The organism is Enterobacter cloacae complex sp. 397G4 (assembly GCF_050031515.1).
GTDB lineage: Bacteria > Pseudomonadota > Gammaproteobacteria > Enterobacterales > Enterobacteriaceae > Enterobacter > Enterobacter hormaechei_C.
Genome location: NZ_JBLGWE010000001.1, coordinates 3894334 through 3917467, shown reverse-complemented (window position 1 = coordinate 3917467; position 23134 = coordinate 3894334). Strand labels below are relative to the sequence as shown.

Genomic DNA, 23134 nt, shown 5'->3' with positions numbered 1-23134 from the left:
TGCGCGGCATGAGAGCTGAAATTCAGGGTGTAACGTCTGGCAACGGCGAAATCTATGTTTGTTTTTTAACGCTTTTTTGTCTTTCTTTGTGCTGTAAGCGCTTCTGGTTTCAAAAGAGCTGAACCGGCGTTCTTGGATACTAAAACATCGTTTTATTTTATATTATTGCGATTTATTTCTGCGTCATTCGCTTAATGGTGGAAATGTGATCGGCGTCGAAACGCTGTTTCAATATAGTGAGGGAGGTGGCATTTTTGACTTTTCACGAAGCTTTGCCGCCGGCCATGAGGAAGAGATAACGAAGCAAAAAGGGAGCGGGAATAAGAATAGTCACGCAGCGTGGCTAACTACCAGATCTGATAGCAGGTCTACAGATGTACCAATTCGTCATTCAGATAATTCTTACATTCTTGTATGATTTGTTACACCGGAACCAGTCAGGCAGAATTTCACTGCATCCTTAAAAGAAGAACAGTTATGTCAGCGATGGATTTCAAAAAACATACGGATCTCAACTTTCCTCACTATGCTCCCCCGGCGGTCAGCGCTAAAGAAATAGATCTTCTGGGTCTGCTGGACGTCCTGCTGGCAGCAAAAAAACGCATCATCACTATTGTCTTTGCATTTGCACTGGTCGGCCTGGCAATCGCCTTTCTGATACCGCAAAAATGGACCAGTAAAGCGGTCATTACGCCCGCGGAACAGACGCAGTGGAGTTCGCTACGCCAGATGATGGTGGCGCTCCAGGTGCTTGATGTCGACGTGAAAATTACCCGTGCGGATGTGTTTAATCTGTTTGTTAAAAAGTTTCAGTCCCAGTCTCTGCTTGAAGAGTACATGAAGAGCTCACCTTACGTGATGGCTCAGCTCGATGGCGCTCAGGTTGACCCGCTGGAGCTGCACCGCGCGGTGGTCAATATTGCCGAAAAGATGAAAGCCGTTGATAACACGCAGGAAAAAAATGCCGATAAAGCACCGTACCTCTCCTGGACGTTAAGCTTCACTGCCCCAACGGCAGAGGACGCGCAGAAAGTGTTGAATGGTTACATTCAGTACATCTCCCGCATCGTCGAGCAGGAGACCATGCAAAACATTCGCGATCAGCTGATCCTGAGAACCAAAACGGTTCAGCAGCAGCTGGAGCTGGATCGGGTCCGTCTGACAAATATCCATAATACCAACCTGCAACGCCTGAACTACTCGCTGGAAGTGGCGAACGCGGCAGGGATCAAAAAGCCGGTCTACAGCAATGGACAGGCGGTGAAAGACGATCCGGATTATTCCGTCGCCCTCGGTGCGGACGGGATTGCGCAGAAATTGCAGATTGAAAAAAATCTGAAGGACGTTTCTGAGCTGAACGCCGATTTCCAGAACCGCGAATACTATCTGGCACAGCTGCAAAAACTTTCCTTCGAAGATGTGAGCCTGGAGCCGTTCAAATACCAGCTTTCACCTTCTATGCCGGTGAAAAAAGATGGCCCGGGCAAAGCCCTGATCGTGCTGCTGGCGTGTATTCTGGGTGGACTGTTCGCCTGTGGTAGCGTGCTGCTGCGCGAGGCAATGAGCACCCGCAACCCGCTGCCGGAACAACTTCCTGAGCCGGTTACGGAATAACATCAAAAAAGGCGCTCAACTGAGCGCCTTTTTTTATTTCAGGAAATCTTCGCGAACCGGCGTAAAGGTATCCAGCAGGGTGCCGGGTTTCAGGCAAACGCAGCCGTGCATCACGTGCGGCGCTTTATAGAGGGTGTCGCCCGCCATCACCACATGCTTCTCCTCGCCAATGGTGAACTCAAATTCCCCCGAGAGAACGTAGGTGAGCTGCTCATGCGGATGGTTATGCATCGGGCCAATCGCGCCTTGCTCGAAATTCACTTCCACCGCCATCATCCTGCCGTCGTGCGCCAGAATACGACGCGTCACGCCGTTGCCCAGATCCTCAAGCGTGGTCTCTTTATGGAAAATAAACATATTTTCGCCCTGTCATGTAATGAAACATTGTTTCAATTAATTTATCTCACCCGCGGCGAAAAGGAAACGTTTAGCCAAATAACTGGAAAGGCGATCACAAGTTTGCTTCACTGGGTGAAACGCACAGGAGGAAAGATGAAAACGATCGGTCTGTTAGGGGGCATGAGCTGGGAATCAACGATCCCGTACTACCGCCTGATTAATGAAGGTGTCAAACAGCGTCTGGGCGGTCTGCATTCGGCCAGCCTGCTGCTGCACAGCGTGGATTTCCATGAAATAGAAGCCTGCCAGTCGAGCGGGGAGTGGGACAAAGCCGGGCAGATGCTGGCGGACGCCGCGCTCGGGCTGGAGCGTGCGGGCGCGCAGGGTATTCTGCTGTGTACCAACACCATGCATAAGGTGGCGTCGCAGATTGAAGACCGCTGTTCGCTGCCGTTCTTACATATCGCGGATGCCACCGGGCGTGCCATACGTGCCGCCGGCATGACGCGCGTGGCGCTGCTGGGGACGCGCTACACCATGGAGCAGGATTTTTACCGCGGGCGGCTGAACAGCCAGTTCGGGATTGAAAGCCTGATCCCTGAAGAGGCTGACCGGGCGCGCATTAACCAGATTATTTTTGATGAGCTGTGTCTGGGCACCTTCAGCGAAACGTCGCGCGCATGGTACGTCAGCGTGATTGAGAAACTGGCGCAGCAGGGGGCGGAAGGGGTTATCTTCGGCTGTACCGAAATTGGCCTGCTGGTGCCGGCAGACCAAAGCCCGATAACGGTCTTCGATACCGCCGCCATCCATGCCGCGGATGCGGTGGAGTTCATGCTGTCATAGTGGTTTTTGCAGGTCAGGTAAGCGAAGCGCCACCTGACGCGCGTGCGCAATCAGGTGTTCACTAAAGGCATCAACCAGCGCTGAGGCGGGCCGGTGCAGCGGGCGGATCAGGCTCACGGTAAAGGGAACGGAAACGCTAAAACGGCGCAGAACCACGCCGCTGCTGGCGTAGTCCATGGCCGTGAGCGGGTTCACCACCGAAATACCCACGCCCGCGCGCACCATCGCGCAAATAGACGCCGCACTGTGCGTTTCCATCACCATCCGCCGCTTCACCTGATGTTCGGCAAACAGGCCATCCAGAAGCTGCCGGTAGCTGTCGGTCTGCGACAGGCTGATATAGTTCTCACCGTGAAAATCCGCCGGCGTCAGCTCCGCTTTGTGGGCAAGCGGGTGGCTGGCAGGTAGCACGCAGACCTCATCCAGCGACAGCAGCTCCGTGCGTTCCGTTCCCGCTGGCGTGACGAGGGTTTCGGTCAGACCCAGATCGTGGCGCTGGGCCGAAAGCCACTCCTCCAGCAGCGGCGACTCCTGCGGCACGATGGTCAGGCTGACCTCCGGATAGCGGGCCAGAAACGGCTGTAACAGTACCGGCAGGAATGACTGGGAAAAGACCGGCAGGCAGACGATGGACAGCTCGCCCTGGCGGAACTCCCTCAGGCTCTCTGCCGCGCTCACGATCCTGTCCAGCCCGTACCAGGAGCGCTGAACCTCCTCAAACAGGCGTAAACCCTGCACCGTTGGATGCAGCCTGCCGCGGGCGCGTTCAAACAGCTTCAGCCCCAGCACTTTCTCAAAACGCGCCAGCTCGCGGCTGACCGTCGGCTGCGAGGTGTGCAGCATGTGCGCGGCTTCAGTGAGATTGCCGGTGGTCATTACCGCATGAAAAATCTCGATATGGCGTAGGTTAACGGCGGGCATAGGGCACCTGATGGCTGAGCGTAGTCCATATCATTTTTGCATAGACTCACGATAAAACGATATTTTTTATTCTCTTCAGGCTATGGCGTAATGATAAAAAACAGATTTCCGGAGACGACCATGCCACGCCCACTCAACCAGACTGAGACCGATTTAAACGCCGATAACCTGCTGCGCCTGCCTGCCGAATTCGGCTGCCCGGTGTGGGTCTACGATGCGCAGATTGTGCGCGAGAAGATCGCCGCGCTGCATCAGTTTGATGTGGTGCGTTTTGCGCAGAAGGCCTGCTCCAATATTCATATTCTGCGCCTGATGCGCGAGCAGGGCGTGAAGGTTGACTCCGTATCGCTGGGTGAAATCGAACGTGCGCTGGCGGCCGGGTTTGATCCGAAAGCCGACAGCGACGCGATCGTCTTCACCGCTGACCTGATTGACGACGCCACGCTGGCGCGCGTGCACGAGCTGCAAATCCCGGTCAATGCCGGTTCGGTGGATATGCTGGAACAGCTTGGGCAGGTCTCTCCTGGCCATCGCGTCTGGCTGCGCATCAACCCGGGCTTTGGTCACGGTCACAGTCAGAAAACCAACACCGGGGGCGAAAACAGCAAGCACGGGATCTGGTATGCCGATATGCCTGCGGCGCTGGAGGTTTTACAACGCTACAACCTCAAGCTGGTGGGCATTCACATGCATATCGGGTCCGGCGTGGATTACGGCCATCTTGAGCAGGTCTGTGGCGCCATGGTGCGTCAGGTTATCGATTTTGGTCAGGATCTGGAGGCGATCTCCGCCGGGGGAGGGCTTTCGATCCCTTACCGCGAAGGGGAAGAGGCGATCGACACGGATCACTACTACGGCCTGTGGAGCGCCGCGCGTGACAGCATCGCCGCCCATCTGGGCCATGCGGTGAAGCTGGAGATTGAGCCGGGTCGTTTCCTGGTTGCCGAGGCCGGCGTGCTGGTGGCGCAGGTGCGGAGCGTGAAGGAGATGGGAAGCCGTCACTTTGTGCTGATTGATGCTGGCTTCAACGATCTGATGCGCCCGTCCATGTACGGCAGCTATCATCACATCACCGCACTTGCCGCCGATGGCCGCGATCTGGTTAACGCCCCGCGCATCGAGACCGTTGTTGCCGGCCCGCTGTGTGAATCCGGTGACGTCTTTACTCAGCAGGAAGGCGGGAAAGTCGAAACCCGTTCGCTGCCAGAGGTAAAACCGGGAGATTATCTGGTGCTGCATGATACTGGCGCGTACGGGGCGTCTATGTCTTCCAACTACAATAGCCGCCCGCTGCTGCCGGAAGTATTGTTTGATAACGGCGTGGCGCGGCTGATTCGCCGTCGCCAGACCATTCAGGAGCTGCTGGCGTTAGAGCTGGTCTGATTAAACCAGGGCCCTGTTGTCACCGAATCGCGTAACACCAGCGTGCCGGTGAACGGCGGGATCGCTTCAACCGGCTGGTTTTTTGCCAGCCGGATCGCCTGGTCGATCGCCGTGACGATCATGTTGTCGATCGGCAGATACACCGACGACAGGGCAGGCTCCAGCCACTTTGCGCTGGGGGCATCGTCAAAACCAAACAGCGAAATATCCTGCGGGATCTTCAGCCCGGCCTGGTGTAATGCTTTGGAGGCGCCCAGGGCCATATCATCGTTACAGGCAAACAGGGCGCTGAACGATGTCTTTTCCGCAATCAGCTCCTTGCACAGCTCGTAACCCCGCGTCATGCCTGCATCGCCGTATTTAATCCGCCGCTCGTCGAGACGAATACCGTGCTTCTCCAGCGCCTTACGGTAGCCCATCAGTCGCGCTTTACCCGTTGGCGTGTGGATCGGGACGGTGATACAGGCGATCTCCCGGTGGCCCTGGCTTATCAGGTAATCCACCGCTTTGAAGGCTGCGTCCTGCTGTTCAAAGAAGACGCAGCGATCCGCCGCCTGGCTCACTTCACGGTTAATGATCACCAGCGGCGTCTGCACGCTGTTGATCAGCTTCAGGATCGTCTTTTCGCTCATGTAACGCGTATACAGCACGATGGCGTCGCACTTGCGATCGGCGAGCATCTGGACCGCCTGTTCTTCCTGCTCAGGTGCGTCGTGACCGTCGGTAACAATCAGCTGTTTTCCGTGCTTTTCGGTCTGCCGTGACGCCTGCTGTAGCAAACGACCAAAGTAAAAACCGTCGAACGTCGAGACGACCAGACCAATGCTGTTGCTGGTCTGGTTAGCCAGCGAACGCGCGAGAAAGTTCGGACGATAGCCCAGCTCCTCCATCGCGCGAAATACCTGCTGACGCGTGCTCTCTTTAACCTGACCTGTGCCGTTCAGCACGCGCGAAACGGTGGCCTTCGACACGCCCGCACGCAGTGAGACATCCAGCATTGTTGCCATTCGAAATTCCTGTTTCCACGTAATGGTTTGCAGTTTAACACAGACCATCCGGCGCATAAGCGACGTGGGAAGGGCAAAACCCCATAACGATCACGCTTTTCGGTAACGATCCTCGCCCGCGGGATAAATGCCTGTCATTGGCATGCCAAAATGGTGATAAATCGCAATCTGGAATACCTCTTACCTCATTGAGAGCTTAATCACAGAACAAAGCGCCTGTGGACGCTATTTTTGGCATACCAATAGTATCCGGCTGTCCATCTTATTCAATAAAAGCCCTTTTACTGAGGTATTACCCTATGGCATTTCAGGAAAAACTGATCGACGCTCTGGGCAGTTTTGCCACCACCTTCAACAGCTATCGCTATATCCAGGCGATCAAGTCTGCGTTTATTACCTTAATGCCGGTCATCATTGTGGGGGCGTTCTCGGTACTGATCTCCAATATGGTGCTGGATCCGAAAAACGGCCTGGCGAGCTTTCAGTCGCTGTCGTTTCTGGCGGCGTTAAAGCCGATCACCAGTGCGCTGAACTATGCCACGCTCAACTTTCTCAACATCGGCGCGGTGTTTTTAATCGGCATTGAGCTGGGGCGTATTAACGGCATTAAGTCCCTGTTCCCCGGCCTGCTGGCGGTGATCTGCTTTATCTGCGTGACGCCGACCACGGTGGAAATGCTGGTGGACGGCGAGATGCACGTGGTGAAAGACGTGCTGCTGCGCCAGTTCTCGGATACCCGCAGCCTGTTCCTCGGCATGTTTATCGCCATCCTGTCAGTGGAGATTTACTGCTGGCTGGAAAACCGCAAGGGGCTGAAAATCAGGATGCCAGACACGGTGCCGCCGAACGTCGCCGCGTCGTTCTCTGCGCTGATCCCGGCCATTATCACCACCACCGCCATCGCCACCTTTGGCTTCGTGTTTCATCGGGTTACCGGAATGTATCTCTACGACGCGGTTTACCAGGTGGTGCAACAGCCGCTGGAGCGCGTGGTGCAAAGCCTGCCGGGGATCCTGCTGCTGATGTTTGTCGCCCAGCTGTTCTGGGTGATTGGTATTCACGGCAACCAGATGATCAAGCCGATCCGCGAGCCGCTGCTGCTGGGGGCGATCACTGTCAACATGAGCGCGTTCGAGCAGGGCAAAGAGGTGCCAAACATCATCACCATGCCGTTCTGGGACGTCTATATGAGCATCGGCGGCTCCGGCCTGACCATCGGCCTGCTGATAGCCGTCATGATTGCCACCAAACGTAAAGAGATGAAGGAGATCGCTAAGCTCTCCATCGGCCCGGGTATTTTTAACATCAACGAGCCGGTGATCTTCGGGATGCCAGTCATGCTCAACCCGATCCTGGCTATCCCGTTCATCATCACGCCGCTGGTGACGGGCTCGATTGGCTACTTTGCCACCGTGACCGGATTTGCCGGGAAAGCCGTGGTGATGGTGCCCTGGACCACGCCGCCGCTGATCAACGCCTGGCTGTCAACCGCGGGCTCCATGGGGGCGGTGATCACCCAGTTTATCTGCATCGTGACCGCGGTGATTATCTATCTGCCGTTTGTGAAAATTGCCTCACGCCGCGCAGATCAGGCCGCACTGCAACAAGCCACCGATAACGCATGAGGACAGGATGAGCATAAAACAGATAACCATACCGCCAGATTTTATGCTGGGCGCGGCAGCATCGGCCTGGCAGACCGAGGGCTGGAGCGGCAAAAAGCCGGGGCAGGATTCGTGGATCGATCTCTGGTACAAGAACGATCGTCACGTCTGGCACAACGGCTACGGCCCGGCGGTGGCAACCGACTTTATCAATCGCTTTCGCGAAGACGTGGCGCTGATGAAGCAGGCGGGACTGACGCACTATCGCACCTCGATCAACTGGTCGCGCTTTTTGACCGACTATGAAAACGCCACCGTAGATGAAGAGTACGCCGCCTATTACGACGCGCTGTTCGATGAAATGCACCGTCAGGGCATTGAGCCGATGATCTGCCTGGAACACTACGAATTGCCGGGCGTGCTGCTGGAGACCTACGGCGGCTGGGCGTCGAAGCACGTCGCCGAGCTGTTCGTTCGCTATGCGGAAAAGGTGTTTGAGCGCTTTCACGGCAAAGTCACCCGCTGGTTTACCTTCAACGAGCCGATTGTGGTCCAGACGCGCGTCTACCTTGACGCACTGCGCTGGCCCTATGAGCAGAACACCAGCACCTGGATGCAGTGGAACCACCATAAGGTGCTGGCGACGGCGAAAGTGGTGAAGCTGTTTCGCGAGAAAGGGTATGACGGCACGGTGGGTTGTATTCTCAACCCGGAGGTGACCTACCCGCGCTCGCGCGCGTCGCATGACGTGCGGGCGGCAGAGATGTACGATCTGTTCTATAACCGCGTCTTTCTTGACCCGCTGGTGCACGGGCGCTATCCGCAGGCGCTTTTTACCCTGCTGGCGCAGCATCAGGTGCAGTGGGAATACACGGCTGACGAGCTGGCGCTGATTGCCGACAACACCGTCGACGAGCTGGGCATTAACCTCTATTACCCGCATCGCGTCAAAGCCCCGTCCCGCGCCTGGCACCCGGAGACGCCGTTCCACCCGGCGTACTACTACGAGCCGTTCGAGCTGCCGGGGCGGAGGATGAACACCTCCCGCGGCTGGGAGATCTTCCCGCGCATTATTTACGACATGGCGATGCGGATTAAAAACGACTATCGCAACATTGACTGGTTTGTAGCGGAAAGCGGGATGGGCGTGGAGAACGAAGCGCAGTTTCGCAATCGCGACGGCATTATCGATGACGCGTACCGCATTGCGTTTCTCAGCGAACATCTTTATTACACGCTGCTGGCGCGGGAGGCGGGGGCTAACTGCCACGGCTATATGCTGTGGGCCTTCACCGACAACGTCTCCCCGATGAACGCGTTTAAAAACCGCTACGGGCTTATTGAGATCGACCTTGAAAACCATCGCGCACGGCGGGCAAAGAAATCGGCATCCTGGTTTCGCCAGCTGCGCGATGAGCGTGTGCTGACGCTCAGGGTTGACGATGAATGGAAGTAAGCCTTCTGGTAAAATAGCGCACAAACTGGCCGGGAGGACGTCCGGCCCGCGCATTAACTGATAAACACAGGTGAAAACGTGGATAAGGCTGTCATCCTGCCGGAAAAAAAACAGTACCAGGAGATTGGCGAGGATTTACGGGCGCAGATTATCCAGGGGCATTATCCCGTGGGATCGCGTCTGCCGCCGGAGCGCAACATTGCCGAGACGTATGGCGTGAGCCGCACTATCGTGCGCGAGGCGCTGCTGATGCTTGAGCTACAGGGGACGGTGGATATTCGCCAGGGGTCTGGCGTGTACGTGATGCGCATTCCGGAGGAGCATGAAAATGAGGAAGAGCGTTTTCTGAACAGTGACGTGGGTCCGTTTGAAATTCTCCAGGCGCGTCAGCTGCTTGAAAGCAACATTGCCGCCTTTGCCGCAAAAATGGCGACGCGGGCGGATATCGACAACCTGCGCCGCATCATCGAGCAGGAGCAACGGGCTATTGCCGCCGACGATCGCAGCCAGGACAACAACAAAATGTTCCACCTGGTGCTTGCGGGAGCCACACAAAACCAGATGCTGCTGGCGACCGTTGAAAGCGTCTGGCATCACATGGACAGCAGCCCGCTGTGGCAGCAGTTTAATGGCCACATCGCCAGCCGCGCATGGCGGCTGAAATGGCTCGGCGACAGGCAAACCATTCTCGCTGCCCTCCGCCGCCGCGACGTGATGGGAGCGTGGCAGGCGATGTTCCAGCATCTTGAAAACGTCAAAAAGAGCCTGCTTGAGCTGTCAGACGAAGACGCGCCCGATTTTGACGGCTATCTCTTTGAATCGGTCCCCCTTTTCCAGGGGAAACTGGTGTGAATATACTGCCGCTTCACGCTGCGCCGCAGTTTACACAGCGGGTGATCGACTGGATCTGGAACGCGTTTGGTGAAGGTATGCCGCGTGCCTTTTTCCAGAGCATTGTTGAGCACAGCCTGACGCCGGGCGAGTTACCGCTTACCTTTATTGCCGTTGAGGATGACCAGCTGCTGGGCACCGTTGGGTTGTGGCGTTGCGATTTAATTTCCCGACAGGATCTCCACCCCTGGCTGGCTGCGCTGTATGTCGATGAAGCCGCCCGGGGAAACGGGCTGGCGGGAAAACTTCAGCGGCATGTTATCGGCTACGCGCGACGCGCCGGATATCACGAGCTTCATCTCTGGTCTGCCTGCCGCGACTTCTACGAACGTTACGGCTGGCACTACATTGGCGATGCGCTGGAATACCCGGATAAAACCGTCCATCTCTATCGCTGTTCGCTCACGGCTTCCGCGGGCGATACCACCGAGTGACGGCGCACTAAGGTTGGGCTGAACAGGTGGGTAATTTCCGGTGGCGGGCGATGCTCGGCCAGCGCTAACGCCAGTTCTGCCGCCTGCGTTGCCATGGTCACAATCGGGTAGCGCACGGTGGTCAGGCGAGGGCGCACGTAGCGCGACACCAGCACATCATCAAAGCCAATCAGCGAAATTTCTGCCGGGACGTCAATCCCGTTATCATTCAGCACGCCCATTGCGCCGGCGGCCATGGAGTCGTTATAGCTGGCCACGGCGGTGAAATTCCGCCCGCGGCCCAGCAGCTCCGTCATCGCCTGCTCGCCGCCACTCTCATCCGGTTCTCCGTACGCCACAAGACGATCGTTGCACGGCAGACCGGCTTCGCGCAGCGCGTCGTAATAGCCCTGAAGGCGATCTTCCGCATCGGAAATTGGGTGGTTGGAGCACAGATAACCAATTCGGGTATGGCCCTGCTGGATCAGATGACGGGTTGCGAGCCATGCGCCGTAACGGTCGTCGAGCGCCACGCAGCGGGTTTCAAAACCGGGAATAATACGGTTGATAATCACCATCCCCGGCATCTGTTTCATCAGATGGATCAGCTCGGCGTCGGGGATCATTTTTGCATGGACCACCAGCGCCGCACAGCGATGACGGATCAGCTGCTCAATGGCCTGGCGCTCTTTCTGTTCATTGTGGTAGCCATTACCAATCAGCAGGAAATTTCCGGTGTGATAAGAGACTTGTTCTACGGCTTTGACCATCGCACCGAAAAACGGATCGGATACATCTCCGACCACCAGCCCGATGGTTTCTGTCGACTGCTGGGCAAGGGCGCGCGCGTTGGCGTTAGGGTGATAATTCAGGTTTTCCATGGCGTCCTGCACGGCCTGGCGCGATGCATCACTCGCTTTAGGGGAGTTGTTGATCACGCGGGAGACGGTCGCGACGGAAACACCGGCCAGACGAGCCACATCCTTAATTGTCGCCATTCAATACCTTCTTATAGGGGTAAGCGTTTACACACTAACTAGTGTTGCGGAAAAGCAGCGCGCATTCAAGGGGAGCGGGTGGGCGTCCTCTGCAAACGTGAAGCAGAACATCCCTCACGGTGTAATCGTTACACGGCCAGTCATGTCTGAATAATGTCAATCTGAACCTTTAGTTACACTTTGCCTCAGGCTGTTGCGATTGTCCGTTAGCAACGATGCGTAGTGAATTGCTAGAGTCGAGATCCCAGAGGTATTGATAGGTGGAATCAACTTCGGTTGATTAACACGATTTACACCAACCTGCGTTTTACGCAGGTTTTTTTTTGCCTGTAAGTTCAACCTGTAACAGCAAAAGAGAATATTCACACCTGGTTGCACTTCGGCTCATTCCCTTGCGTTTTCCCGCTGGCGAAGCCTGTCGCCGGAGGCCACAATCAAGATCCCAGAGGTATTGATTGGTGAGAATTCCTGGTACGTTTTCGTACTCTTCTCTTGCACCAACCTGCGCGGATGCGCAGGTTTTTTTTCGCCTCTGTTTTTGCTATCGCTCCCTCACTACTTCTCGTGTAATCTGCCACCATTTATACCTTTCACACTGGCTGGCAAAGGGAGTTGAAATGCTTTTTGGGTTCTTCCGCACACTGTTTCGTGTCCTGTTTCGCATCCGCGTGACTGGCGATACGCAGGCACTCTATGGCGAGCGTGTGCTTATCACACCGAATCACGTCTCTTTTCTTGATGGCGTATTGCTGGCGCTGTTTTTGCCCGTGCGCCCCGTCTTCGCGGTTTACAGCTCCATCAGTGAAAAATGGTACATGCGCTGGCTCAAACCGCTGATTGATTTTGTCCCGCTCGATCCAACCAAACCGATGATGATTAAACATCTGGTGCGTCTGGTTGGGCAGGGGCGCCCGGTGGTTATCTTCCCGGAAGGGCGTATTTCAGTGACGGGCTCCCTGATGAAAATTTACGACGGGGCCGGTTTTGTCGCGGCGAAGTCTCAGGCCACCGTCGTGCCGCTACGCATCGACGGGGCTGAGCTGACCTTTTTCAGCCGTCTGAAAGGGCTGGTGAAGCAGCGTCTGTTCCCGAAAATTACCCTGCATATATTACCGCCGACGTCACTGCCGATGCCCGAGGCGCCGCGCGCGCGCGACCGCCGTAAAATCGCCGGGGAAATGCTGCACCAGATTATGATGGAAGCGCGCATGGCCGTTCGCCCGCGCGAAACGCTGTATGAATCGTTGCTGTCGGCGCAGTATCGCTACGGTGCGAAGAAAAACTGCATCGAAGACATCAGTTTTACGCCGGATACCTACCGTAAGCTGTTGACCAAAACGCTGTTTGTCGGGCGTATTCTGGAAAAGTACAGCAAACAGGGCGAAAAGATCGGCCTGATGCTGCCAAACGCGGGTATCAGCGCGGCGGTAATCTTTGGTGCCGTCTCCCGGGGCCGCATTCCGGCGATGATGAACTACACGGCGGGCGTGAAAGGGCTCTCCAGCGCGATTACCGCAGCACAAATCAACACCATCTTTACCTCCCGCCAGTTCCTGGATAAAGGCAAGCTGTGGCACCTGCCGGAACAGCTGACGCAGGTGCGCTGGGTGTTCCTGGAAGATCTGAAAGCAGACGTCACGACCGCCGACAAGCTGTGGATTTTCGCGCACCTGCTGATGCCGCGTCTGGCGCAGGTTAAGCAGCAGCCGGAAGATGATGCCATTATCCTCTTTACCTCTGGCTCTGAAGGTAACCCGAAAGGTGTGGTTCACAGCCACAAAAGCATTCTAGCGAACGTCGAACAGATTAAAACTATTGCTGACTTTACCGCCAACGATCGCTTTATGTCAGCGCTGCCGCTGTTCCACTCATTTGGTCTGACCGTGGGTCTCTTTACGCCGCTGCTGACCGGTGCCGAGGTGTTCCTCTACCCAAGCCCGCTGCACTACCGCATTGTGCCGGAACTGGTTTATGACCGTAACTGCACGGTGCTGTTCGGGACGTCCACCTTCCTCGGTAACTACGCGCGCTTCGCCAACCCGTATGATTTCTTCCGCGTACGCTACGTGGTGGCGGGCGCGGAAAAACTCCAGGACAGCACGCGCCAGATCTGGCAGGACAAGTTTGGCCTGCGCATTCTGGAAGGCTATGGCGTGACGGAGTGCGCGCCGGTGGTCTCCATCAACGTTCCGATGGCGGCTAAACCGGGAACGGTTGGCCGCATTCTGCCGGGGCTGGACGCACGTCTGCTGGCGGTGCCGGGTATTGAAGACGGCGGACGTCTTCAGCTGAAAGGGCCGAACGTCATGAACGGCTATCTGCGTGTGGAAAACCCGGGCGTGCTTGAGGCGCCGACGGCCGAGAACGTCAATGGCGAGGTTGAAACGGGCTGGTACGACACGGGCGATATCGTGCGCTTCGACGATCAGGGCTTCGTGCAGATCCAGGGACGTGCAAAACGCTTCGCCAAAATCGCCGGGGAAATGGTCTCTCTTGAAATGGTCGAAACGCTGGCGACCGCCGTCTCGGCGGAGAAAATGCATGCGACCGTGGTGAAAAGTGATGCCAGTAAAGGCGAGGCGCTGGTGCTCTTCACGACAGACGGTGAACTGAAGCGTGACGCGCTGCTCAGGTATGCACGCGAACACGGTATCCCCGAGCTGGCGGTCCCCCGCGATATTCGTTACCTCAAACAGTTACCGGTGCTGGGCAGCGGTAAACCCGATTTCGTGACCCTGAAGGGCATGGTTGAAGAGGCAGAACAGCAAAATGCGTGAGTCAGTGCACACTAACACTTCAATCTGGTCGAAAGGCATGATGGCGGTTATCGCCGCCCAGTTTCTTTCCGCGTTCGGCGATAACGCGTTGCTGTTTGCCACGCTGGCATTGCTGAAAGCTGAGTTTTACCCCGACTGGAGCCAGCCGATCCTACAGATGGTGTTTGTGGGTGCTTACATCGTATTTGCGCCGTTTGTCGGCCAGGTGGCGGACAGCTTCCCGAAAGGTCGGGTCATGATGTTTGCCAACAGCCTTAAGCTTCTGGGCGCGGCAAGTATCTGCTTTGGTATCAACCCGTTTGTCGGCTACACGCTGGTGGGCATTGGTGCGGCAGCCTACTCCCCGGCGAAGTACGGCATTCTGGGTGAGCTCACCACCGGTGATAAGCTGGTGAAGGCCAACGGCCTGATGGAGTCCTCCACCATTGCGGCTATTCTGCTGGGTTCGGTGGCGGGTGGCGTACTGGCAGACTGGCATGTGCTCGCCGCGCTTGGCATCTGCGCCCTGATGTACGGTGGCGCGGTGATCGCCAACCTGTTTATCCCCAAACTGGCCGTGGCGCGTCCGGGGCAATCCTGGCGCTTCGGGCCAATGACCGGCAGCTTCTTCAACGCCTGCCGCGTACTGTGGCGTAACGGTGAAACACGCTTCTCGCTGATGGGCACCAGCATGTTCTGGGGGGGCCGGCGTTACGCTGCGTTTCCTGCTGGTGCTGTGGGTGCCGGTGGCGCTGGGCATTACTGACAACGCCACGCCGACTTATCTGAATGCCATGGTCGCCGTCGGGATTGTTGTCGGGGCCGGGGCTGCGGCAAAACTGGTGACGCTGGAAACCGTCGCGCGCTGCATGCCTGCGGGGATCCTGATTGGCGTCGGCGTTCTGTTCTTCTCCCTGCAACATGCCCTATTGCCTGCCTATGCCCTGCTGTTGCTGATCGGCATGTTAGGCGGTTTCTTTGTGGTGCCGCTAAACGCGCTGTTGCAGGAGCGCGGCAAGCAGACCGTTGGAGCGGGTAACGCCATTGCGGTGCAAAACCTTGGTGAAAACATGGCGATGTTACTGATGCTGGGGATTTACTCGCTGGCGGTAAAAGCAGGTGCGCCGGTCGTGGCAATCGGGGTAGGATTCGGCGCGCTGTTCGCGCTGGCGATTAGCGGTCTGTGGGTCTGGCAGCGTCGTCGTTGAATTGTGCGGCCTGATGCCCTCACCCCGGCCCTCTCCCACGGGGAGAGGGTGAAAACCCTAAAAACGGCAACGCACGTTGCCGTTTTGCTTTTATTACGGTGCCGGGTAGGTATAAACCTGATGCACCGCTTCAATCTCCGCTAATACCTCTTCACTCAGGTTCAGATGGAAACTCTCAATATTGGTTTTCAACTGATCCATCGTCGTTGCGCCGAGCAGGGTACTCGCCACAAACGGCTGACGACGCACGAAGGCCAGCGCCATCTGCGCCGGATCGAGTCCGTGGCGTTTCGCGATATCCACGTAGGCCGCAACGGCTTTTTGCGTCTGCTCGCCGCTATAGCGGGTGAAGCGGCTGAAAAGCGTGTTACGCGCACCAGCCGGTTTCGCGCCGTTCAGGTATTTGCCCGTCAGGGTACCGAAGCCCAGGCAAGAGTAGGCGAGCAGTTCCACCTCTTCGTACTGCGTCACCTCCGCCAGACCCACTTCATAACTGCGGTTCAGCAGGCTGTACGGGTTCTGAATGGTCACGATGCGCGGCAGGTCGTGTTTATCGGCCAGATGCAGATAGCGCATCACGCCAAACGCCGTCTCGTTGGAAACGCCAATGTAGCGGATCTTACCCGCCCGCTGGCACTCCGTGAGCGCTTCCAGCGTTTCCAGCAGGGTAACTGCCGGAGCACTTTCGTTCCAGGTGTAGCCAAGCTTACCGAAGCAGTTCGTCGGACGCTGCGGCCAGTGCACCTGATAAAGATCGAGATAGTCGGTTTGCAGGCGCTTGAGGCTGGCATCCAGCGCGGCACGGATATTCTTGCGATCAAGGATCTGGTTAGGGCGGATCCCGGCATCGTTATTACGGGAAGGGCCGCTGACTTTGGAGGCGATGACCAGCTTTTCGCGATTGCCGCGTTTCGCCAGCCAGTTGCCGACATACGTTTCAGTAAGACCTTGTGTTTCCGGGCGGGGAGGAACGGGGTACATCTCCGCCACGTCAATCAGGTTAATGCCCTGGCTGACGGCGTAATCGAGTTGTGCATGGGCATCGGCTTCGCTGTTTTGTTCACCAAATGTCATGGTGCCCAACCCCAGTTGGCTGATCTCCAGAGCGCTGTGGGGGATACGGTGATAATGCATAGCCGGTTTCCTTTTTTAGACATACAGACTGCGTCAGGAACCTCCCGACAAAGGAATATAAACATGGCAGAGGGAAGGCAAAAGGGGAAGGAAAAAATCAAAAAGGCCAGCAAGCTACTGACCTTTATCTGTTTAACGCTCGATGATCTGGGAGACTTCGTCGCGATTAATCTGCATTTGATTGCCTTCGCGATCGCGGTAACTCACCAGACCGGTATCGTCGTCGACTTCGGGTTTGCCATCGGTCAGGATCATACGACCATCTTTCGTTGACATGACATAGTCGCTGCTGCAACCCGATACCGCAAACGCTAAACCGACTGCTGAGATAATTACTGCCCATTTTTTCATCGTTCTCATCCTCACCTGGCTCGTATCAAATCATAGTGTAGTAATAACCTGATATTACGACAGGTGAAAGGGGGGAAATCTTAAAAAGGAGGAGATTATGTTAGCCGGAGCGCAAAATTGGTAAAAAACTATGTTTTCAACAGGAAGTGGCGTGCCAGCAGCGCCCCGGTGAAATTCTTTTTAAGATAGAAACCGCGCGGCAGCGTCAGGATCGGTTCGCCCTGTGCGCCTACCGCTTCAGTGAGCGCTTTGCTGTTGGCGGCTTTGGGACGAAGTTGCAGCACTTCGCCATGCCGGGCGGTGATACGCTCAACCTGTCCCAGCACAATCATGTCCATCAGCTCTTCCCAGTCCTGGGAAAGCTGTCTCTCCTCTTCTTCATTCGGGCTCCAGAGCAGCGGGGCGCCAACGCGACGCTCAGCCAGCGGGATCTGCCTGTCGCCCTCAACGGGTACCCACAACACCCGCTTCAGCTTATGCCTGACGTGGCTGGTTTCCCAGGTCACTCCGCTGTTACCTGTGAGCGGCGCAACGCAGACAAAGGTGGTTTCCAGCGGCCGTCCCTGGCTATCGATGGGGATCGTCTTCAGTTCCACCCCCAGCGCCGCAAAATCTTGCTCGGGTTTACTGCCCGCGCTTGCGCCCAGCCAGCGTTCCAGCAACACGCCGATCCAGCCCTTATCACGCTTTAGATCGTTGGGTATCGTCAACCCCGCCATCACGGCCAGCTCGCCCAGTGAATAGCCTGCCAGACGTTGCGCCTGCTGGAGCAACTGGGCTTCACTGACGGGAGGAGAGAGCAGTGGGGCGAGAGATTGCATGCTAACGACCTTTTGATTAAAAAATGAGCTGATATTTTATCCCTTGTGGACAGAGTTTACCTTTTTCTGTGCACCTATTCCATGTGGATGATTTATATCATCTTTTTTAGAATATAATCCGTCCCGCGGCGGCTAAAAAACAGGTTGTGCAATTCTGGTCACTGACAATAAACAGGATCTTACACCATGTTATCCACAGAAAAATGGGATAACTGGGAATAACTGCCACTACTGTTTCAATTTACAGCCTTGACGTGCGATGAAAATCGAATTTTCACACAAATTGTGCCTAACTTATTGGCACAAACTGTGGATAAAACCGACGCTGTTCGATCTTTCATCAGCAGGAGGATCTTTGATGTGATGATCGTCACGTTTATCGCACTGGATACCCTTAATTTCAATATAATCATATGAATTTAAATGATTTATTATAAGCGGGGTAAATTGGCGGCTCGTCGGGCTACAAGGTTGTTCATCGGTAATTCCGCACTTCTTCACAACTATATCCACAGAAAAGGTGAATAAAAATGGTCTCTGTCGGCCGCATCTGTTTATAACTCCGCACTAAATTGTGAGTTATTCAAATGTTATTAGGTTGCAGGCCTGTAAGAGAGTGGTTTACCGCCTCCCTGTAGTGTGAAACAATCATTCATATATCAGATTTAGTTTGGGGTAGTCCGGTGATTGATGACGATGGCTACCGCCCAAACGTAGGAATAGTAATTTGTAATCGTCAGGGCCAGGTGATGTGGGCCCGGCGATATGGTCAGCACTCCTGGCAGTTCCCGCAAGGCGGGATCAATCCCGGAGAGTCCCCAGAACAAGCGATGTACCGGGAGCTGTTTGAAGAGGTTGGTTTAAGCCGAAAAGATGTTCGCATCCTGGCTTCGACCCGCAACTGGTTGCGTTACAAGTTACCGAAACGTTTGGTGCGTTGGGACACAAAGCCGGTTTGTATCGGCCAGAAACAGAAGTGGTTTCTTTTGCAGTTGGTGGGCAACGATTCAGATATCAATATGCAAACCAGCAGCACGCCAGAGTTTGATGGCTGGCGCTGGGTAAGCTACTGGTATCCGGTTCGTCAGGTCGTGTCATTTAAGCGCGATGTATATCGTAGGGTGATGAAAGAGTTCGCAAGTGTCGTGATGCAGCTTCAGGAGACGCCTCCGAAGCCACAGAGCGCACCTGCCTGGCGACGTAAAAGAGGTTAAGCTACGCAAATCATGCTCACCCGCTTGCGAGAAATAGTTGAAAAGGTTGCCAGTGCGCCTCGCCTCAACGAGGCGCTGAATATTCTGGTGACGGACATCTGTCTTGCGATGGAAACCGAGGTCTGTTCGGTCTACCTGGCCGACCATGACCGACGTTGCTACTACCTGATGGCAACCCGCGGTTTAAAAAAACCACGGGGACGTACCGTCACGCTCGCGTTTGATGAAGGTATTGTTGGCCTGGTCGGGCGACTGGCGGAGCCAATCAACCTTGCCGATGCGCAAAAACATCCCAGCTTCAAATATATCCCTTCCGTCAAAGAGGAGCGGTTCCGCGCTTTCCTTGGCGTGCCGATTATTCAGCGTCGTCAACTGCTTGGCGTGCTTGTTGTCCAGCAGCGAGAGTTGCGTCAGTACGACGAAAGCGAGGAGTCTTTCCTCGTCACGCTGGCAACGCAGATGGCTGCGATCCTCTCCCAGTCTCAGCTGGCAGCCCTTTTTGGGCAGTATCGTCATACCCGCATCCGCGCGCTTCCGGCCTCGCCGGGCGTCGCGATTGCCGAAGGCTGGATGGATGCCACGCTCCCCCTGATGGAGCAGGTCTATGAAGCCTCGACGCTGGATGAAGCGCTTGAGCGCGAACGGCTTACCGCTGCGCTGGAAGAGGCGGCGAATGAGTTTCGTCGCTACAGCAAACGCTTTGCCGCTGGCGCTCAAAAAGAGACGGCGGCCATTTTCGACCTCTACTCACACCTGCTTTCCGATGCGCGTTTGCGTCGTGAGTTATTTGCCGAGGTCGATAAAGGTTCGGTGGCAGAGTGGGCGGTTAAAAAGGTCATTGAAAAATTTGCCGAGCAGTTTGCGGTGCTGACTGACGGTTATCTGAAAGAGCGCGCCGGCGATTTACGCGCGCTTGGGCAACGTCTGCTGTTCCACCTTGATGATACTATTCAGGGGGCGAATGCCTGGCCGAGCCGGTTTGTACTGGTGGCCGATGAACTCTCGGCGACGACGCTGGCGGAATTACCGCAGGACAGGCTGGCGGGCGTAGTGGTGCGCGATGGCGCAGCTAACTCCCATGCCGCCATTATGGTGCGCGCGCTCGGTATTCCGACCGTGATGGGGGCGGATATTCAGCCCTCCGTACTGCACCGCCGTACGCTGGTGGTGGACGGATACCGCGGTGAGTTGCTGGTGGATCCTGAGCCGGTTCTCCTTCAGGAGTACCAGCGTCTTATCAGCGAAGAGAATGAATTAAGCAAGCTGGCGGAAGATGACGTCAACCTGCCCGCGCAGCTCAAGAGCGGTGAGCGTGTGAAGGTGATGCTCAATGCTGGCTTAAGCCCTGAGCATGAAGAGAAGCTCGGCAGCCGCATCGATGGCATCGGCCTCTACCGCACCGAAATACCGTTTATGCTGCAAAGCGGCTTCCCGTCAGAAGAGGAGCAGGTGGCGCAGTATCAGGGCATGTTGCAGATGTTTAACGACAAACCCGTCACGTTGCGCACCCTGGACGTCGGCGCGGATAAGCAACTGCCCTATATGCCCATCAGTGAAGAGAATCCCTGCCTCGGCTGGCGTGGGATCCGCATAACCCTCGATCAGCCGGAAATCTTCCTTATCCAGGTTCGTGCGATGCTGCGTGCCAACGCGGCCACGGGGAATCTCAGCATTTTGCTGCCGATGGTCACCAGTATTGACGAGATCGACGAAGCGCGGCGGTTGATAGAACGTGCAGGGCGCGAAGTGGAAGAGATGATCGGCTATGCGATCCCTAAACCCCGTATTGGCGTGATGCTTGAAGTGCCTTCGATGGTCTTTATGTTGCCGCAGCTGGCGACCCGCGTTGATTTTATCTCCGTTGGCACCAACGACTTAACGCAATACATTCTGGCAGTCGATCGCAACAATACGCGCGTTGCCAGCATCTACGACAGCCTGCATCCGGCGATGCTTCGTGCCCTGGCGATGATCGCCCGCGAAGCCGAGCAGCATAATATCGACCTGCGCCTGTGCGGTGAAATGGCCGGCGATCCGATGTGCGTGGCGATCCTGATTGGTCTCGGTTTCCGTCACCTGTCAATGAACGGACGTTCCGTTGCGCGTGTGAAATACCTGTTACGTCACATCGAACAAGATGAGGCGCGCGAACTGGCCGCGCGTAGCCTGGAAGCACAGCTGGCAGCCGAAGTGCGCCATCAGGTGGCTGCGTTTATGGAGCGACGCGGCATGGGCGGTTTGATCCGGGGCGGCCGCTGATCCCCACAAAATAATGACGGCTCCGACGACCCCCTCTCCCTTGAGGGAGAGGGATGGGGTGAGGGGGAACAGCGCGCATGAAACCCTATACACATCTTTTACATCTCAGGCGCATCCTCCACGCCTGCCTTATGCTATGATTCGCAACTTTGGAGCACCTGCCAACGGCGGGAATGCAATTCACCCGCTGTCCACTTTCAGCGGAATAACAACATCTTGTGGTGACAGATGAACAGTGGTTATCTGCATTTTCCGGAATTCGATCCGGTTATTTTCTCAATAGGACCTGTAGCGCTGCACTGGTACGGTCTGATGTACCTGGTGGGCTTCGTCTTTGCCATGTGGCTTGCTGGCCGTCGCGCCAGTCGTCCAGGCAGCGGCTGGACGAAGAACGAAGTGGAAAACCTGCTTTATGCCGGCTTCCTAGGCGTGTTCCTGGGCGGTCGCATCGGTTATGTCCTGTTCTATAATTTCCCGGTATTCCTGAACGACCCGCTCTATCTGTTCCGCGTCTGGGACGGTGGCATGTCTTTCCACGGCGGGCTGATTGGTGTGATCCTGGTCATGGTGATCTTCGCCAGACGCACCAAACGCAACTTCTTCCAGGTGGCTGATTTTATTGCGCCGTTAATCCCGTTTGGGCTGGGCGCAGGGCGTTTGGGCAACTTCATCAACGGTGAACTGTGGGGGCGTGTCGATCCGAGCGTGCCGTTTACCATGCTGTTCCCGGGTTCCCGCGCGGAGGACATCGCGCTGCTGCCTTCGCATCCTGAGTGGCAGTCCATTTTCGATACCTACGGCGTTCTGCCGCGCCATATGTCACAGCTCTATGAGCTGGCGCTGGAAGGCGTGGTGCTGTTCATCATCCTGAATCTGTATATCCGCAAACCGCGCCCAATGGGGGCTGTCTCCGGTCTGTTCCTGATTGGCTACGGCGCGTTTCGTATCATCGTCGAGTTCTTCCGCCAGCCGGATGCGCAGTTTACCGGGGAATGGGTACAGTACATCAGCATGGGGCAGATCCTCTCCATCCCGATGATTGTCGCGGGTGCCATTATGATGATTTGGGCGTATCGTCGTCGTCCACAGCAACAACTTTCCTGAGGAATCATGAAACAGTATCTTGAATTGATGAAAAAAGTGCTCGACGAGGGCACGCCGAAAAACGACCGTACCGGCACCGGTACGCTCTCCATTTTTGGCCACCAGATGCGCTTCAATCTGCAAGAAGGCTTTCCTCTGGTGACAACGAAGCGCTGCCATCTGCGCTCGATCATTCATGAACTGCTCTGGTTCCTGCAAGGCGATACCAACGTTGCTTATCTGCATGAAAACAATGTCTCCATCTGGGACGAGTGGGCAGATGAGAACGGCGACCTGGGGCCGGTCTACGGCAAGCAATGGCGCGCGTGGCCTACCCCGGACGGCCGCCATATTGACCAGATCACGACCGTCATGAACCAGCTGAAAAATGACCCGGACTCGCGCCGTATCATTGTCTCTGCCTGGAACGTGGGGGAACTGGATAAAATGGCGCTGGCGCCTTGCCACGCGTTTTTCCAGTTCTATGTGGCGGACGGCAAGCTCTCCTGCCAGCTCTATCAACGCTCCTGCGACGTGTTCCTCGGCTTGCCGTTTAACATCGCCAGCTACGCGCTGTTGGTGCACATGATGGCGCAGCAGTGCGATCTTGAAGTGGGCGATTTTGTCTGGACGGGCGGTGATACCCACCTCTACAGCAATCATATGGAACAGACGCATCTCCAGCTGACCCGCGAACCGCGTGCATTGCCGAAGCTGGTGATCAAACGTAAACCGGAATCGATCTTCGATTACCGTTTTGATGATTTCGAGATTGAGGGTTACGACCCGCATCCCGGCATTAAAGCTCCTGTCGCCATCTGATACGGCAAATCCTG

Annotated in this window: 19 protein-coding genes and 1 pseudogene; 13 read left to right on the top strand and 7 right to left on the bottom strand. The window is 56.0% G+C overall.

Annotation, left to right across the window (positions count from 1 at the left end; all coding sequences use genetic code 11):
• Positions 1-477: 477 nt before the first annotated feature.
• Positions 478-1614 carry an LPS O-antigen length regulator Wzz(fepE) gene (gene wzz(fepE) / locus ACQG1Y_RS18830; protein ID WP_032669284.1) on the top strand — a complete coding sequence of 379 codons (1137 nt, stop codon included), beginning with the start codon at positions 478-480 and terminating at the stop codon, positions 1612-1614.
• A gap of 33 nt (positions 1615-1647) precedes the next feature.
• Here the strand turns inward: wzz(fepE) and ACQG1Y_RS18825 are convergent, their stop codons facing one another.
• Complete coding sequence (locus tag ACQG1Y_RS18825; protein ID WP_015571763.1) at positions 1648-1971, bottom strand: cupin domain-containing protein; 324 nt, start codon at positions 1969-1971, stop codon at positions 1648-1650.
• Between the two features lie 135 nt (positions 1972-2106).
• On the opposite strand from ACQG1Y_RS18825, the gene ACQG1Y_RS18820 reads away from it, so the two are divergent.
• Positions 2107-2799 (top strand): aspartate/glutamate racemase, encoded by a 693-nt coding sequence (locus ACQG1Y_RS18820; protein ID WP_032669287.1) that lies wholly within the window; start codon positions 2107-2109, stop codon positions 2797-2799.
• Here the strand turns inward: ACQG1Y_RS18820 and ACQG1Y_RS18815 are convergent.
• On the bottom strand, positions 2794-3720 hold the full coding sequence (locus ACQG1Y_RS18815) for a LysR family transcriptional regulator (RefSeq protein ID WP_017382857.1): 927 nt from the start codon (positions 3718-3720) through the stop codon (positions 2794-2796). The two genes, ACQG1Y_RS18820 and ACQG1Y_RS18815, sit on opposite strands and share 6 nt — an antisense overlap.
• A 120-nt stretch (positions 3721-3840) precedes the next feature.
• On the opposite strand from ACQG1Y_RS18815, the gene lysA reads away from it, so the two are divergent.
• Entirely contained in the window at positions 3841-5103 is a 1263-nt protein-coding gene (lysA, locus tag ACQG1Y_RS18810) for a diaminopimelate decarboxylase (protein ID WP_017692727.1), read from the top strand.
• Here the strand turns inward: lysA and ACQG1Y_RS18805 are convergent.
• Positions 5073-6110: a LacI family DNA-binding transcriptional regulator gene (locus ACQG1Y_RS18805; RefSeq protein WP_003862814.1), complete on the bottom strand. Its 1038-nt coding sequence runs from the start codon at positions 6108-6110 to the stop codon at positions 5073-5075. The two genes, lysA and ACQG1Y_RS18805, sit on opposite strands and share 31 nt — an antisense overlap.
• Before the next feature lie 299 nt (positions 6111-6409).
• Between ACQG1Y_RS18805 and ACQG1Y_RS18800 the strand changes: the two genes are divergently transcribed.
• From ACQG1Y_RS18800 to ACQG1Y_RS18785, 4 genes are all read left to right on the top strand, one after another.
• Entirely contained in the window at positions 6410-7735 is a 1326-nt protein-coding gene (locus tag ACQG1Y_RS18800) for a PTS sugar transporter subunit IIC (RefSeq protein WP_032649375.1), read from the top strand.
• 7 nt (positions 7736-7742) lie between these two features.
• Positions 7743-9170: a glycoside hydrolase family 1 protein gene (locus ACQG1Y_RS18795; RefSeq protein WP_048973800.1), complete on the top strand. Its 1428-nt coding sequence runs from the start codon at positions 7743-7745 to the stop codon at positions 9168-9170.
• A gap of 78 nt (positions 9171-9248) precedes the next feature.
• Positions 9249-10022 carry a GntR family transcriptional regulator gene (locus ACQG1Y_RS18790; protein WP_003862809.1) on the top strand — a complete coding sequence of 258 codons (774 nt, stop codon included), beginning with the start codon at positions 9249-9251 and terminating at the stop codon, positions 10020-10022.
• Positions 10019-10495, top strand: coding sequence for a GNAT family N-acetyltransferase (locus tag ACQG1Y_RS18785; RefSeq protein ID WP_032669290.1), 477 nt, complete (start codon positions 10019-10021; stop codon positions 10493-10495). Before ACQG1Y_RS18790 ends, ACQG1Y_RS18785 begins: the two co-directional genes overlap by 4 nt.
• Here the strand turns inward: ACQG1Y_RS18785 and galR are convergent.
• Positions 10450-11472 (bottom strand): HTH-type transcriptional regulator GalR, encoded by a 1023-nt coding sequence (gene galR / locus ACQG1Y_RS18780; protein WP_003862806.1) that lies wholly within the window; start codon positions 11470-11472, stop codon positions 10450-10452. The two genes, ACQG1Y_RS18785 and galR, sit on opposite strands and share 46 nt — an antisense overlap.
• 617 nt (positions 11473-12089) lie before the next feature.
• Here galR and aas point away from each other — a divergent pair.
• Both aas and lplT read left to right on the top strand, forming a co-directional pair.
• A complete protein-coding gene (aas, locus tag ACQG1Y_RS18775; protein WP_033487605.1) occupies positions 12090-14249 on the top strand; it encodes a bifunctional acyl-ACP--phospholipid O-acyltransferase/long-chain-fatty-acid--ACP ligase in 2160 nt (719 codons plus the stop codon).
• Positions 14242-15436: pseudogene (gene lplT, locus ACQG1Y_RS18770) on the top strand (lysophospholipid transporter LplT). Before aas ends, lplT begins: the two are co-directional and overlap by 8 nt.
• A gap of 93 nt (positions 15437-15529) precedes the next feature.
• On the opposite strand, the gene ACQG1Y_RS18765 reads toward lplT, so the two are convergent.
• From ACQG1Y_RS18765 to mutH, 3 genes are all read right to left on the bottom strand, one after another.
• Positions 15530-16570, bottom strand: coding sequence for an NADP(H)-dependent aldo-keto reductase (locus tag ACQG1Y_RS18765; protein ID WP_015571754.1), 1041 nt, complete (start codon positions 16568-16570; stop codon positions 15530-15532).
• A gap of 132 nt (positions 16571-16702) precedes the next feature.
• Positions 16703-16921 (bottom strand): YgdI/YgdR family lipoprotein, encoded by a 219-nt coding sequence (locus ACQG1Y_RS18760; protein ID WP_003862794.1) that lies wholly within the window; start codon positions 16919-16921, stop codon positions 16703-16705.
• Positions 16922-17049: 128 nt separating this feature from the next.
• Complete coding sequence (gene mutH, locus ACQG1Y_RS18755; RefSeq protein WP_033487604.1) at positions 17050-17742, bottom strand: DNA mismatch repair endonuclease MutH; 693 nt, start codon at positions 17740-17742, stop codon at positions 17050-17052.
• Between the two features lie 683 nt (positions 17743-18425).
• On the opposite strand from mutH, the gene rppH reads away from it, so the two are divergent.
• From rppH to thyA, 4 genes are all read left to right on the top strand, one after another.
• On the top strand, positions 18426-18956 hold the full coding sequence (rppH, locus tag ACQG1Y_RS18750) for an RNA pyrophosphohydrolase (RefSeq protein ID WP_003862791.1): 531 nt from the start codon (positions 18426-18428) through the stop codon (positions 18954-18956).
• A 12-nt stretch (positions 18957-18968) separates the two neighbouring features.
• Positions 18969-21215 carry a phosphoenolpyruvate--protein phosphotransferase gene (gene ptsP / locus ACQG1Y_RS18745; protein ID WP_015571752.1) on the top strand — a complete coding sequence of 749 codons (2247 nt, stop codon included), beginning with the start codon at positions 18969-18971 and terminating at the stop codon, positions 21213-21215.
• A gap of 228 nt (positions 21216-21443) precedes the next feature.
• Positions 21444-22319 (top strand): prolipoprotein diacylglyceryl transferase, encoded by an 876-nt coding sequence (gene lgt, locus ACQG1Y_RS18740; RefSeq protein WP_003862787.1) that lies wholly within the window; start codon positions 21444-21446, stop codon positions 22317-22319.
• 6 nt (positions 22320-22325) lie between these two features.
• Positions 22326-23120 (top strand): thymidylate synthase, encoded by a 795-nt coding sequence (thyA, locus tag ACQG1Y_RS18735; protein ID WP_015571751.1) that lies wholly within the window; start codon positions 22326-22328, stop codon positions 23118-23120.
• Positions 23121-23134 lie beyond the last annotated feature (14 nt).

Bases quoted from the DNA above. Each gene is read 5' to 3' on its own strand.
- ACQG1Y_RS18825 (WP_015571763.1), bottom strand. From the start codon at position 1,971: ATGTTTATTTTCCATAAAGAGACCACGCTTGAGGATCTGGGCAACGGC.
- ACQG1Y_RS18820 (WP_032669287.1), top strand. From the start codon at position 2,107: ATGAAAACGATCGGTCTGTTAGGGGGCATGAGCTGGGAATCAACGATC.
- ACQG1Y_RS18815 (WP_017382857.1), bottom strand. From the start codon at position 3,720: ATGCCCGCCGTTAACCTACGCCATATCGAGATTTTTCATGCGGTAATG.
- lysA (WP_017692727.1), top strand. From the start codon at position 3,841: ATGCCACGCCCACTCAACCAGACTGAGACCGATTTAAACGCCGATAAC.
- ACQG1Y_RS18805 (WP_003862814.1), bottom strand. From the start codon at position 6,110: ATGGCAACAATGCTGGATGTCTCACTGCGTGCGGGCGTGTCGAAGGCC.
- ACQG1Y_RS18800 (WP_032649375.1), top strand. From the start codon at position 6,410: ATGGCATTTCAGGAAAAACTGATCGACGCTCTGGGCAGTTTTGCCACC.
- ACQG1Y_RS18795 (WP_048973800.1), top strand. From the start codon at position 7,743: ATGAGCATAAAACAGATAACCATACCGCCAGATTTTATGCTGGGCGCG.
- galR (WP_003862806.1), bottom strand. From the start codon at position 11,472: ATGGCGACAATTAAGGATGTGGCTCGTCTGGCCGGTGTTTCCGTCGCG.
- aas (WP_033487605.1), top strand. From the start codon at position 12,090: ATGCTTTTTGGGTTCTTCCGCACACTGTTTCGTGTCCTGTTTCGCATC.
- ACQG1Y_RS18765 (WP_015571754.1), bottom strand. From the start codon at position 16,570: ATGCATTATCACCGTATCCCCCACAGCGCTCTGGAGATCAGCCAACTG.
- ACQG1Y_RS18760 (WP_003862794.1), bottom strand. From the start codon at position 16,921: ATGAAAAAATGGGCAGTAATTATCTCAGCAGTCGGTTTAGCGTTTGCG.
- mutH (WP_033487604.1), bottom strand. From the start codon at position 17,742: ATGCAATCTCTCGCCCCACTGCTCTCTCCTCCCGTCAGTGAAGCCCAG.
- ptsP (WP_015571752.1), top strand. From the start codon at position 18,969: ATGCTCACCCGCTTGCGAGAAATAGTTGAAAAGGTTGCCAGTGCGCCT.
- lgt (WP_003862787.1), top strand. From the start codon at position 21,444: ATGAACAGTGGTTATCTGCATTTTCCGGAATTCGATCCGGTTATTTTC.
- thyA (WP_015571751.1), top strand. From the start codon at position 22,326: ATGAAACAGTATCTTGAATTGATGAAAAAAGTGCTCGACGAGGGCACG.